The organism is Sphingobacterium humi, from assembly GCF_009768885.1.
In the GTDB taxonomy this organism is placed as follows: domain Bacteria; phylum Bacteroidota; class Bacteroidia; order Sphingobacteriales; family Sphingobacteriaceae; genus Sphingobacterium; species Sphingobacterium humi.
Map to the genome: position 1 here is coordinate 269,032 of NZ_WSQA01000002.1, position 13,010 is coordinate 282,041.

Consider the following 13,010-nt stretch of genomic DNA (forward strand, 5'->3'; position numbering starts at 1 on the left):
CCTTAACCCTTAGAATCTGATGGAACTTAAACATATCTGTGTTGCCGGTAGTGGTGTCCTAGGCTACCAAATCGCCTTCCAAACCGCCTATTATGGTTTTCAAGTCATGGTTTATGATGTTAATGAGGACGCGATTGAAAAAGCCAAGCTAAAGTTTGACCAATTAGCGCAAGCTTATAAGCGTGATTTAACGGCTCTTGATGAAAGCCTCGCTCATACAAAAAGCAACCTTCAGTATACAACAGATTTGGCGGAAGCACTTCGCTATGCCGATTTACTCATTGAGGCTATTCCGGAAAATCCGGCTTTAAAAAAGGAGTTTTATACGAAGGCAGGTGAATTGGCTCCTGCGCACTGCATATTTGCGAGCAACTCCTCAACGATGTTGCCTTCTCAGTTTGCTGCAGATTCCGGCAGGCCAGATCGTTTCTTAGCCTTGCACTTTGCCAACGAAATATGGAAACATAATACTGCTGAAATTATGGGACATGCTGGCACCGACCCTAAGGTGTTTCAGACTGTTGAAGAATTCGCGAAAGCCATCGGGATGATTCCACTCCCCTTACACAAGGAACAACCTGGATATATTCTAAACTCTTTGCTTGTGCCTTTGTTGGATGCTGCTTGTCATTTACTGGTAAACGATGTAGCTGATGTACAAACCATCGATAAGACCTGGATGCTGGCCACAGGCGCACCATTAGGTCCCTTTGCTATCCTCGATGTCGTAGGCTTGAACACGGCGTATAACATCAATAAAATGCGTGCTGACCTCACTGAGGATCTCTCAAAGGCTAAAATAGCGCAGTACTTAAAAACCAACTTTATCGATCAGGATAAATTAGGTGTCAGCACTGGCGAGGGATTTTACACCTATCCTAATCCGGCCTATCAAAATAACGACTTCCTAAAGTAAGTATTAAGGTAGCTTACTCGTTTAGGGCTGTAAGTCTCTAAAATTAGTGATACGATGGAAGGTTAAGTAGTTTGCATCGTGATTATTTTGTGCTTTTCGTTTTCCATCAAAAAAGGCCGTACGAGAGAGCACCAAAAGATCCTGACCTTCGAAGAGCCAATCGACGTATTGAAAGCCGACATGTTCGACATCTTCATGTTCTAAAATAATTTTCACGTCTTCCCAATGGCTTAGGTCTTTGGATTTCCTTAAGGCTAAAACATTTCGAAAACCACTGGCATACCTCTTTGGGAATTGCTGCGCATATTTATCGAGAATAATATTTGCTAAGGTGTAATAGTATCCTGATTTTTCATCATATTTAATAACAAACTTCTTGCTGCCACCGGGGAAATCTTTAAATCCTGTATTAGGATCAAAGGTCAAGGTTGAACCATCTGTTGATACCTTCACAAATGCTGCTTTTTCATTTTTTGCGGATTGATCTACCCGTAAAATATTCCATAGTTGGTTATTTTTACCGACAACAAAATTACCTTCTAGCCAGCCACCAAACTTACCATCGAGGTAGGTGGAATCATAATGCAATACATTGGAGATTTTCCAAGACTTCGCATTTAGCAAATCAGCTTCTTCATCGGCATACATTATCATAGCACCATAGCGCTTTCCCCAGGTTAAGATGGGGCCATGCGCCGTTTCCATCGGCCGCCATAGCTTTCCCTGATAGTTAACCACCGGCATGGGTGCACAATGGAATTCGCCTGTTTTAATCACACCATTTTCCTTCGTGCTGGGCTGTGTCCATGTTTTCCCTCCATCGCTAGAGCGACGGATCATCACGGTACCATGATGCCTATCCGGTCCTAATAGGTAAAGATCACCTTTATGCACAAATAAGGAACTCCAAAATGCACCATGGAGCCGACTTACTTTCCGCCATTTCTTTCCTTGATCTTTGGAAAGGTATATATCCGTGACCGCCTGCTGCCATTCCGAACTTTGAGGGCCAAAGAAATCATGCGAGGCTACATAGTCGCCATTGGGTAAAATGGCTAGACTAGGAGAACCGATATATTGTTTTTCATCCGCTGATACATGGGCTACTACGATTCCAGGGACTTGTTGCGCCTTTAACACAGGCGAGAAGGGGAAGAAGGCTATGAATAGCCAGAATACTTTATGCATATTATTTTGCTTTCGGTTAGGTGATTAGCAATTAAATATATGCATTTTTCCATAAAAAAGAGGCTGTTTTCAACAAACAGCCTCTTATATGCTTACTTAATTTTTAAGCTATAGGTTCTAGGTATTGCGCATAGCAATAGCCTTCTTCACCATCTTTCGTTCTAACCAACCACCATTGATCATTCGCCCGGCTGATTAAGGTGATCACCTCATCCTTTGCTGCCTTTCCAACAATGGGTTGATCCGTACCTGGACCTTTTCGGATATTCAGATTACTACTTTCGGTAATCACACGAACTTGTGATCCTGATACTGCCGTAGATACATCGACATTCATTACCACATCACCAGAAAGGAAATTAGGGTCAATCTGATTGTAGATATCCCATAGTTTGTTTTTCACATCAGCATTAGGTGCAGTACCGCGAATTTGCAATACCCCATCCATTTCAGCCACTTGCAATCCTTCAATTCCTGAAGCATTAGCGGTATCTATAAGTACTTTGTATTTGCTTTGTAGACTCATAATAGGATTATTTTACAATTAAACCAGACATGTCAACTTTCTTAGGATTTAAGGCGTCCAATCCCATTTTCAAGGCTTGCACACGCGCTTGCTCCAACTCGCCTGTTACGGTGATTACACCATCGACAACGGCTGTTTTTACCGAAGGGAAATCCTTGGTAAATTCCAATACTTTGGCAGATAAATCAGCATCATTTGTGTTTACCTGAATAGGCTCGGTTGAGATGGAGTTAACCACTAAGTTATTCACCACCGATTTAACACCTTTCGTGTCTGCTGCTTTTGCAGAGGACTCTACTTGTGCCTTTTCATCGTCAGAGCCTACCGTACCATTCAGTGTTACCACTCCGTCTTTCACTTCCACTTGCACATTGGGATTTGATTGAATAGCGGTTTCCACTTTTGCCTTCAAATCAGCATCGGAAATCTTCGATTTACATGCTATAGTTCCTGATAACAAGGCTATCGAAACTACTAAAACAGAAAAGATTCTTTTAAGATTCATAAATCATTTGTTTTTGTTAGTTAATACTACCTAAAACTAAACAAAAATGCTGCCTGAAATGTTTTAAAAATTATTTCTGTGATAAGCATAAAAAAAAGGGCATCAGCCCTAAGTCATTGTAACAAAATATATTGAGTTTCGATAAACAATTAAATAAAGAAATTTTCACTATATATTTTTAACAATAACAATGAAAATAGCGGTAAAAAGGAAAACTATATTTTTCCTTTTATTGAATAGCTAGGATTTTAATCGACTTCCCTTGGAAGGTAATTTCATCTGAAATCCCCTTTCCAAACAATAAAGCGCCAATCGGCGATTGCTTGGACACCACCATCACGGTGTGCTCCCCAAGTTTCACTGGTCCGATGGAACTTGCTAAGAGGTAATTGAATTGATTCGTAATCACCAAACTTCCTAATCCTACTACTGAAGATGCTTGATCGGGTAAGTTGGTTAAAATCTCCTGATCTTGTAAGGCTTGATTTAACTGCTGCTGCAAGCGTGACAATTCCTGTTGGGCCATTTCACGGGAGGTTTCATACTTATCGCCCATGCTACTTTTCGTATCATTGACAATCGCGTCGTTTGCCCCATCAATGGCGGCCTGTATCTCTTGAATACGGTTTGCAGTTTTTAGTAGACAGCTTTCAATTATTGCTGTTTTATCAATATCTATCATAACTATTAAAAAATAAAGCGCCAAAATAGCTTTGGCGCTTCAATTAAAAACCTAATAACCAATTAATTATTGTAATTAATTTAGTTTAGTTTTTTAAAGCTTCTTTTACATTTTCAGCTTTTCTTTCTGCTGCTTCTGCAGCTTCTTTAGCTTTATCAGCTGTTTTTTGTGCTGCATTATCGATAGCTTCACCAGTTTTATTGGCTGCATCTTTCGTTGCGTCGATAGCGTTATTTACACCATCTTCCACATGCTGTCCTGCTGCTTTTGCTGCAGCTTTAGCTTTTTCCCAAGCAGTGTTCGCTTCGTCAGCTGCCTTTTGAGCGGCTTCTTGAGCTTTTTTATCACCACTTTTAATGGCCGCATCAAGATCAGCTTGTGCTTGTTTTGCTTTTGCTTCTGCATCAGCTAACGCTTGATCAGCTTCTGCATGCATATGACCAGCATGGTCTTCTGCAGTTTCTAAGGTATGGTCTAAGTGTTCACCTACCGTCGTATCGCCATCATTGTTTTTATCTGCTGATGAGTTATTGTTACATGCTGAAAATGAGATCGCACATGCAACGGCTGCTAATAAGGCAATTTTTTTCATGTTATTATTTCGTTTATGGTTAACATTCAAAGATGCTAAATAACAATAGTTGTACCAAAAAAATTACTTCGGATAAACTGTTCCTTTTGCCGCTTCTAACGTATTCTTTAATAGACCAATAATCGTCATTAATCCTACGCCACCCGGTACAGGTGTTATCCAAGATGCTTTAGGGGCAACTGCCTCAAAATCTACATCGCCATACAATTTAAATCCTGACTTAGTTTCAGTTGAGCTCTCCCTGTTAATACCCACGTCGATTACAATGGCTCCTTCTTTCACCATTTCTGCGGTAACAAAATTCTTCTTACCAATAGCTGCTACCACGATATCACCTTGAAGAACTTCTTCCTTTAAATTATGTGTACGGCTATGGGTTAGCGTTACGGTGCAATTTCCCGGTTGGCTATTGCGCGCCAATAGAATACTCATTGGCGAACCAACGATATTACTACGACCAACTACCACAGCTTTCTTACCGGAAGTTTCAATACCATAATGATCTAACATCAACATAATACCGTAAGGCGTTGCAGGGATGAAACAAGGTAAGTTTCGTTGCATACGGCCTAAATTGATCGGATGAAAACCATCGACGTCTTTACGGTAGTTAATAGCTTCAGTTACTTTCTCCGGATCGATATGCTTAGGCAAAGGCAATTGAACAATGAGTCCATCGATAGCATCATCCGCATTGATTTCTTCAATTTTCTGTAATAGCGCTTCCTCGGTAATATCCGCCTCATAATGTAAATTGGTAGAGTCGAAACCGACTAATTCACAATTTCTCATTTTGCTGGCTACATAGGTTTCCGAACCGCCATCATTGCCGACTAATATCGCTACAAGATGAGGTTTACGGCCTAGCTTTTCAGTTAGCTCGGCTGCTTCTCTTTTAATGTCTTCTCTTAGTTTTGCAGAAACTTCTTTTCCGTCAAGTAACTTCATGTTATTGGGTTGATTTATTTTTAGTCAAGTTTTAAAACGGCCATAAATGCAGATTGTGGGATTTCCACGTTTCCAACCTGGCGCATACGTTTTTTACCTTTTTTCTGTTTTTCTAATAGCTTACGCTTACGGGAGATGTCACCACCATAACACTTGGCTGTTACATCCTTACGCAATGCTGAGATGGTTTCTCTAGCAATGATTTTAGCACCAATAGAAGCTTGAATACGGATCTCGAATTGCTGACGTGGTAAAAGTTCTTTCAACTTCTCACAGATTTTCTTTCCGAAATCGTAAGCATTACTACGGTGAATTAAGGATGACAAAGCATCTACAGGCTCATCATTTAAGCGGATATCCAATTTCACCAAATCCGACGTACGGTAGCCGATCTGATGATAATCAAAGGATGCATAGCCTTTGGAAATGGTTTTCAACTTATCGTAGAAGTCGAATACAATCTCACCCATCGGCATTTCGAAAACAAGCTCTACCCGGTCAGAAGTCAAATAAGATTGATTAATGATGGTTCCTCGCTTTTGGATACATAAGGACATTACTGGCCCAACGAATTCCGCTTTGGTGATGATATTTGCCTTAATATAAGGCTCTTCGATAGAATTTAACTTACTAGGATCTGGTAAATCCGAAGGGTTGTGCACCACTACTTCCTCATTATCCTTGGTTAAGTAAGCGCGGTAAGATACGTTGGGAACCGTTGTGATAACGGTCATATCGAATTCACGCTCCAAACGTTCTTGGATAATTTCCATGTGAAGCATGCCCAGGAATCCACAACGGAAACCAAAGCCCAATGCTGCTGAAGACTCCGGTTCGAAAACTAAGGAGGCATCATTTAATTGCAAACGATGCATTGACTCTCTTAATTCTTCAAAATCTTCCGTATCCACCGGATAAATACCGGCGAATACCATTGGTTTTACCTCTTCGAAACCTTGAATAGCCTGCGTACAAGGACGCTCTTTATGTGTAATGGTATCTCCTACCTTTACTTCACGCGCTTCTTTGATCCCTGAAATGATATACCCTACATCACCGGTTTTAATCACCTCTTTCGGAACCTGGTTCAGTTTCAAAGTACCCACCTCATCGGCAAAATACTCTTTACCCGTAGCCACAAACTTTACACGATCCCCTTTTCTGATTTCACCATTTTCCACTTTGAAGTAGGCCATGATACCCCGGAAGGAGTTAAAAACCGAGTCAAAGATTAACGCTTGTAAGGGCGCAGTAGGATCACCAACGGGAGCTGCGATGCGCTCGATGATGGCATCTAAAATATCTTGAATCCCCAGACCTGTTTTACCAGATGCCGGGATAATATCTTCGCGTTTTCCACCAATTAACTCAACGATTTGATCTTTCACCTCCTCCGGCATTGCGCCCGGAAGATCCATTTTATTTAAAATAGGAATGATTTCCAAGTCGTGCTCTAAAGCGAGGTAAAGGTTGGAAATGGTTTGCGCCTGAATACCTTGAGAAGCATCAACAATTAACAATGCGCCTTCGCATGCAGCGATGGAACGAGAAACCTCATAAGAGAAATCCACGTGTCCGGGCGTATCGATTAAGTTTAACACATAGGTTTGTCCATCTTTCACATATTCCATTTGGATGGCGTGACTCTTAATGGTGATACCTCTTTCTCTTTCCAAATCCATATTATCCAACAATTGGGCTTGCGCTTCACGTTGGGTGATGGTCTTGGTATACTCTAATAATCTGTCTGCCAGGGTACTCTTTCCATGGTCAATGTGCGCGATAATACAAAAATTGCGTATATGCTTCATATAGGTTATTATGCCTTCAAATTAATTCGCAAATATAATTTTTTTAAACGAGCTTTTCTCCTTATTGAAGGCGATTCTTGTAAAATACTTTTGCGGATTAGGTATTCAGCATATACCCATCAAGCCGGTTAAATTGGTGCCGGAATGCTTCCTCGGATTTCCCGGGATTTAAGGATAGGTAATTGGCTGATTAACAACAGCAGGATGCCCAAACTCATGATTATAGCGGCCAATAACAAGCCTTGATGCGTGCCATCAATATACACCCGAATTAAACCTCCTATTCCTTGTACGGCCAGTAGCGACTCATTTAAAAACACCCCGATGCAAATAACCAGCATACTCCAGGAGGCCATCCGGTTAACAGATAATGCCCCTTGCTGAAAGGCAAATGCCAAGATAAACATGGAAATAATAACCAATAGCACCAGGTGCAGGTAAGCAATTACGATGGGTCTAAATCCATACACCAACTCACTCAATGCAGGGACCACCGAGACAGCTTGTAACAAGAGCTTTAAGGTCAGGGCAATCAATATAACCAGGAACATCCAATTTGCAGGTTTCCGAAAAACCGAAGCGGTTTGCCTTTTAATATGCGTCAGATTGGTTTTCGCATAGAACAACCACAGGCCTAATTGTAGCAAAACCGTCATCACCAACAGCACATACAACCAGGTTGGCATTCCTTTCCACCACAGGACTGAAAGAAAATAGGCAGGCAATAAGGTTGCTGCGTAGGCATAATGAAATTTTGAAGAAAACAGATTCACCTTAAACTGTTGGAAAAGCCAATGATTAAAAACAGCCATGCAGCCAAAAATAAACCAACCATTGTATTGAAAGTGCAGGTAGAAGTAAATGGATGCTAATTGCTTAAGCGGATCGGCTTGCTGCGTTACTTTAAGATAAACCAGGAAATATGTACCTAGTGATGAAAGTATAGAAGCCAATAGTGCAACCTTGTACCAAAGCTTCAAATTCGCAGGTAACTCGATTAAGTTAAGATCTTTCCAACAGTAATAACAAAAGAAATAACCAATAAATAAGGATAAGGTAGAAAAAAGAATGGAGAAAAAAGCATAGCCCTGAAGACTAAACGCAACCATCATACATAAAGAGCAAACTAAATTGAGTAGCAATAGAATCTGATAGCGTAGTGGAAGCTTTTCTTTAACCTTTAAACTCAATATAAGCATGGGCATAAAGACCATGAGCGCCATAGAAACCCAAGCGGTAAATGCAAAATGGGAATGCGCATGCATGATGTTTTTTTGATCGATCCATGGAATAGAATATAAGAATTTCAGACGCATAAGCAGTCCCATAAGCGCCACTAATAAGAAGTTAAAGACCGCGATACATAGCCAGCTTCTGCAGGATAGCTTTGGAATAAATCTATTCATGAGCCAGTTTTAATTGTTTTACAAATACCTTCCCATTCATAATACTAATCTTCTGCTCCCTTTCCATCTGTTTCATGGTTCTGATAATGGTCTCCACCCTTAAGCCCGTCATGTTGGCCAGCTGTTGCCTGGTGAGTAAAAGTTTGTTGCATTCCGGACAAATTAAGCGTCCCTCATCGTGCAATAATTGAATTAGTTTGGTAACCGCAGCTTCCGGACTCCTTAAGCTAATGATGTTCATCAAAAGCACCTTGAAGCGGATTTCTTTGGCCAGCACCTTGGAGATCCCTAAGCCTACATACGGATACTCTGTCAGGATTTCATAAAACGCCTGAACGGAGATTTTATAGACCGTTGATTTCGCATCCGCAATAGCCGTAGCTATATAGGTTTCCCGATCTAAAATTGAGGCCAAGCCCAGCCCCTCATGTGGCCCTAAAACTTGGTGCAATACTTCGCGTCCATCATCCAGGAAATTGCAGGTCCGCACGCGCCCTTTGATAATTTGGTAATAAAAGTTAGCCGTAGCACCTTCTTTGAAAATACTATCCCCTACGCCAATCTCGCGCACTAATGCCCCTTTGCTTATTAATATTTCTACAGGAATCATAAGCCCATGGATTATCTATTATTAGTTAATAATCAAAATTATTCAAGGATAAGGAAAAGCGATTTGATTTTCATCACCGAAATAAGTGACGAGAATCAAAACAGCCGTAAATCACTGTATCATAGGTTTTTAAAAAAGTTTTATTACTTATTTCAGACAATTTAGTCCGTTTATGATTACAATCATAAAATCAACGTAACAGCTGCGAGTAAATTTGTAATAAAATTAATACACTAATAATAACAAGAAAAATCGAAACTATGAAAAAGTTATTCACCCTTGGAACCTTATGTATACTCATCTATGCATGTAATTCCAATACCTCAGAGAACAAAGCTACTGACAGTGGTACTGCCACAGAGCAAGCGGCCAGCAGCCCAAACACAGCAGACTATGACCCTAACCGCGGTCAAGGAAAATTCGACAAGGTAGATGTAGGTAGTCAATTGGACGCTGCGATGGCTACGGAAGGGGAAACAATTGCCAATTTAAAATGTGCAAGCTGTCATAAGTATAGTGATGAAAAGTTGGTTGGCCCAGGATGGAAAGGCGTTTCAGAACGCAGACAACCCGAATGGATTATGAATTTCATCACCAACCCTGATGCCATGCTCGATCAGGACCCTGCCCTACAAGCGCAATTAGAACTTTGTTTAGTACGCATGCCCAATCAGAACTTAACCGATGATGATGCCCGGAAAATCCTGGAGTTTATGCGTAAGAATGATGGGGTAAAATAGATTGAAATTTTTATATCAATAACTACTTATATCATGAATTTTAAAAAATATGTTTTATTCGGCTTAGCGACGGCAGGCATGCTGTTGAGCTTTGAGTCCTGTAAGCCTAAGGGGGCCGGGAATGCCGTCAGTGGCAACGCTGCGGAGAAAACTTACGTTGCCCCAGGCCAGTACGATGAATTCTACAACTTCGCTTCGGGAGGATTCAGCGGCCAACTATCGGTTTACGGTTTACCATCGGGTCGTTTATTGCGGGTTATTCCTGTATTCTCTTTAGATCCAGAGAAAGGTTGGGGATTTAGCGAAGAAACCAAACCCATGTTGGAAACTTCGCACGGTTCTGTGCCTTGGGATGATTTACACCACGTACAGCTATCAAAAACAGACGGTGATTACGATGGCCGTTGGGTATTTGCCAACGCCAATAACACCCCTCGGATTGCGCGTATTGACTTAACCACTTTTAGAACGGCCGAGATTTTAGAATTACCCAACTCCGGCGGTAACCACTCCTCTCCTTTTATTACGGAAAATACCGAATATGTGGTGGCAGGAACACGTTTCTCGGTGCCTATGGATGGTGAGGGTGGCGATGTGCCAATCAACACTTATAAACAAAACTTCCGCGGAACCTTGAGCTTTGTAAGCGTTAATAAGGATAACGGAAACATGGAATTAGCCTTCCAAATTGAAACTCCAGGCGTAAATTACGACTTAAGTCGCGCCGGCAAAGGGGTATCACACGGTTGGTTCTTCTTCTCTACTTACAATACCGAACAAGCAAATACCCTATTAGAAGTAAATGCTTCCAAAAACGATAAGGACTTTGTATTGGCGGTAAACTGGAAAAAAGCAGAAGAATACTTAAAAGCAGGAAAAGGTAAAAAAGTAAGCAACCTAAAGTATGTGCATAATAAATACGACGACCATACCCATACAGCCACTTCTACCTTAAAAACGGAAACCATTGTTCTAAATGCTGAAGAGTTAGAAGGCTTATGCTACTATATCCCATGTCCTAAATCACCGCACGGTGTAGATGTGGATCCTTCCGGCGAATACATCGTTGGTTCAGGTAAATTAGCCGCTTTAATTCCTGTATTTTCATTCAGCAAAATTCAAAAAGCAATTGCTGGCAAACAGTTCGAAGGAGAATTTGGTGGTATTCCTGTAATCAAATACGAAGCAGCGCTTCATGGTGAAGTGGAAAAACCAGGATTAGGCCCATTACACACCGAGTTTGATGGCCGCGGTAATGCCATTACTTCCTTCTTTGTATCATCAGAATTGGTAAAATGGAACATCAAGGATCTTAAAATCTTAGACCGCGTACCTACATTCTATTCTGTTGGGCACTTAATGATCCCTGGTGGTGATACCAAAAGCCCAGAAGGTAAATATGTAGTTGCTTATAACAAAATTACCAAAGACCGCTTCCTACCTACGGGTCCTGAGTTAGCACACAGTGCGCAAATCTATGATATCTCTGGCGACAAGATGCAATTGCTGCTTGACTTCCCTACCATCGGCGAGCCTCACTATGCGCAAGCTGTGAAAGCCGAGAAAGTAAAAGATCGCTCCTTAAAAATTTTTAAAATCGAGGAAAATAAACACCCATTCTTTACCAAAGGCGAGAATGAAGCTCGAGTGGAACGTAAAGGGAATGATGTGCATGTTTATTTAACGACCATTCGTTCTCACTTTGCTCCTGATAATATCGAAGGTATACAACAAGGCGACAATGTGTATTTCCACGTCACAAATATTGAACAAGACTGGGATATGCCGCATGGTTTTGCTATTAAAGGCGCACGCAATGGCGAACTCTTAGTATTACCTGGAGAAACACAAACCTTAAAATGGGTACCAGATCGCATTGGTATATTTCCTTTCTACTGTACCGACTTCTGCTCGGCTTTACACCAGGAAATGCAAGGCTATATTCGCGTGTCGAAAAAAGGCAGCAACGTGCCTATTACCTATAGCTTAGGAACCAATCAACCTGTAGAAAAAACAAACTAACACTATAATAAAATGAAAACATCTAACCAAATATCCCTTGTTCATCGAATCCTATTGATTCTTTGCAGCGTGGCTTTGGTGGTGGTCATTTTCCTTCCAATATGGCGTATTGAGCTGGATGCAGCTCAATACCCGGAAGGTTTAGAACTACAGATCTTTAGCTATAAGCTTGCAGGACAGGTCGATATTATTAATGGGTTAAACCATTATATAGGTATGAAAACATTACATGCCGATGATTTTATAGAATTTACCGTATTACCCTATATCATTGGCTTTTTTGCCCTAGCCTTCTTCGCGGTGGCAATCGCTAACAAACGCAAATATGTGTATCTGTTATTTATTGCATTTCTACTGTTTGGGGTGGTAGCAATGGTTGACTTCTATGTTTGGGAATATAATTACGGCCATAATCTAGATCCAAATGCGCCTATTAAAGTCCCAGGTATGGCCTATCAACCGCCGCTTATTGGCTTTAAGCAATTATTAAATTTCGGTGCTTACTCTATTCCTGATATTGGTGGCTGGCTGTTTATCGCTTCCGGCCTCATCATCGCTTACTGCGCCATCCAGGAATGGCGGAAACCAAAACTTATTAAAGAATCATAACATGAAATATAGATTAACCATACGTTTTACTTTGTTTTTTTTGTTGGTATCCGCATTCTTTTTGCAGAGCTGCCAATCACAAACCGGTCCGAAACCAATAAAGTACGGCGCTGACCAATGTGCTTTTTGTAAAATGACCGTCAGCGACCCACGCTTCGGCACCCAAATCCTTACGAAGAAAGGCAGAGCCTACAACTTTGATGATGTGCAATGTATGATTGCCTATGTTAAAGGAAATAAAATTACCGCGGAGGAAGTAGGGAAGTACTACCTTCCCGACTACATCAGCAATAAACTACTGGATGCTGAAGGCCTCTTTTACTTGAAAAGTGAAGAGTTGAAAAGCCCGATGCGTGGAAATATCGCCGCCTTTGCTACGCGCGCCGACCTGGAGAAGGTGCAAGCAGAAATGGGCGGTGAAGTGCTGACCTGGAAAGACCTTTGGAAATAAAAAT

At 41.2% G+C, this 13,010-nt stretch carries 14 protein-coding genes; 5 read left to right on the plus strand and 9 right to left on the minus strand.

Translation table 11 applies throughout. The features are described 5' to 3' along the window. Positions 1-19: 19 nt before the first annotated feature. Positions 20-916, plus strand: a complete 897-nt coding sequence (locus GQF63_RS03485; protein ID WP_160367725.1) for a 3-hydroxyacyl-CoA dehydrogenase — start codon at positions 20-22, stop codon at positions 914-916. Between the two features lie 21 nt (positions 917-937). Here the strand turns inward: GQF63_RS03485 and GQF63_RS03490 are convergent, their stop codons facing one another. From GQF63_RS03490 to GQF63_RS03530, 9 genes are all read right to left on the minus strand, one after another. Further along, complete coding sequence (locus GQF63_RS03490) at positions 938-2,104, minus strand: sialidase family protein (protein WP_160367726.1); 1,167 nt, start codon at positions 2,102-2,104, stop codon at positions 938-940. 103 nt (positions 2,105-2,207) lie between these two features. Further along, a complete protein-coding gene (locus GQF63_RS03495) occupies positions 2,208-2,630 on the minus strand; it encodes an SH3 domain-containing protein (protein ID WP_160367727.1) in 423 nt (140 codons plus the stop codon). A gap of 7 nt (positions 2,631-2,637) precedes the next feature. After that, positions 2,638-3,135, minus strand: coding sequence for a BON domain-containing protein (locus tag GQF63_RS03500; RefSeq protein WP_160367728.1), 498 nt, complete (start codon positions 3,133-3,135; stop codon positions 2,638-2,640). A 229-nt stretch (positions 3,136-3,364) separates the two neighbouring features. Continuing rightward, the gene (locus GQF63_RS03505) at positions 3,365-3,817 is read right to left on the minus strand and encodes a hypothetical protein (protein WP_160367729.1); all 453 of its coding nucleotides are present in this window, start codon (positions 3,815-3,817) and stop codon (positions 3,365-3,367) included. Between the two features lie 85 nt (positions 3,818-3,902). Beyond that, entirely contained in the window at positions 3,903-4,409 is a 507-nt protein-coding gene (locus tag GQF63_RS03510) for a hypothetical protein (RefSeq protein WP_160367730.1), read from the minus strand. A gap of 63 nt (positions 4,410-4,472) precedes the next feature. Next, positions 4,473-5,357 carry a bifunctional 5,10-methylenetetrahydrofolate dehydrogenase/5,10-methenyltetrahydrofolate cyclohydrolase gene (locus GQF63_RS03515; protein WP_160367731.1) on the minus strand — a complete coding sequence of 295 codons (885 nt, stop codon included), beginning with the start codon at positions 5,355-5,357 and terminating at the stop codon, positions 4,473-4,475. A gap of 20 nt (positions 5,358-5,377) precedes the next feature. Beyond that, entirely contained in the window at positions 5,378-7,168 is a 1,791-nt protein-coding gene (lepA, locus tag GQF63_RS03520) for a translation elongation factor 4 (RefSeq protein WP_160367732.1), read from the minus strand. 128 nt (positions 7,169-7,296) lie between these two features. Then, positions 7,297-8,574, minus strand: a complete 1,278-nt coding sequence (locus GQF63_RS03525) for a hypothetical protein (RefSeq protein ID WP_160367733.1) — start codon at positions 8,572-8,574, stop codon at positions 7,297-7,299. Continuing rightward, entirely contained in the window at positions 8,567-9,184 is a 618-nt protein-coding gene (locus tag GQF63_RS03530) for a Crp/Fnr family transcriptional regulator (RefSeq protein WP_160367734.1), read from the minus strand. Before GQF63_RS03530 ends, GQF63_RS03525 begins: the two co-directional genes overlap by 8 nt. 260 nt (positions 9,185-9,444) lie before the next feature. Here GQF63_RS03530 and GQF63_RS03535 point away from each other — a divergent pair, with 260 nt between their 5' ends. The 4 genes from GQF63_RS03535 to GQF63_RS19630 are packed head-to-tail and all read left to right on the plus strand — an operon-like array spanning position 9,445 to position 13,006. Continuing rightward, complete coding sequence (locus tag GQF63_RS03535; RefSeq protein ID WP_160367735.1) at positions 9,445-9,924, plus strand: c-type cytochrome; 480 nt, start codon at positions 9,445-9,447, stop codon at positions 9,922-9,924. Positions 9,925-9,957: 33 nt separating this feature from the next. Continuing rightward, positions 9,958-11,946 (plus strand): Sec-dependent nitrous-oxide reductase, encoded by a 1,989-nt coding sequence (gene nosZ, locus GQF63_RS03540; RefSeq protein WP_160367736.1) that lies wholly within the window; start codon positions 9,958-9,960, stop codon positions 11,944-11,946. Between the two features lie 12 nt (positions 11,947-11,958). Continuing rightward, a complete protein-coding gene (locus tag GQF63_RS19625) occupies positions 11,959-12,555 on the plus strand; it encodes a hypothetical protein (RefSeq protein ID WP_212592454.1) in 597 nt (198 codons plus the stop codon). 1 nt (position 12,556) lies between these two features. Then, on the plus strand, positions 12,557-13,006 hold the full coding sequence (locus GQF63_RS19630) for a nitrous oxide reductase accessory protein NosL (protein WP_212592455.1): 450 nt from the start codon (positions 12,557-12,559) through the stop codon (positions 13,004-13,006). Positions 13,007-13,010 lie beyond the last annotated feature (4 nt).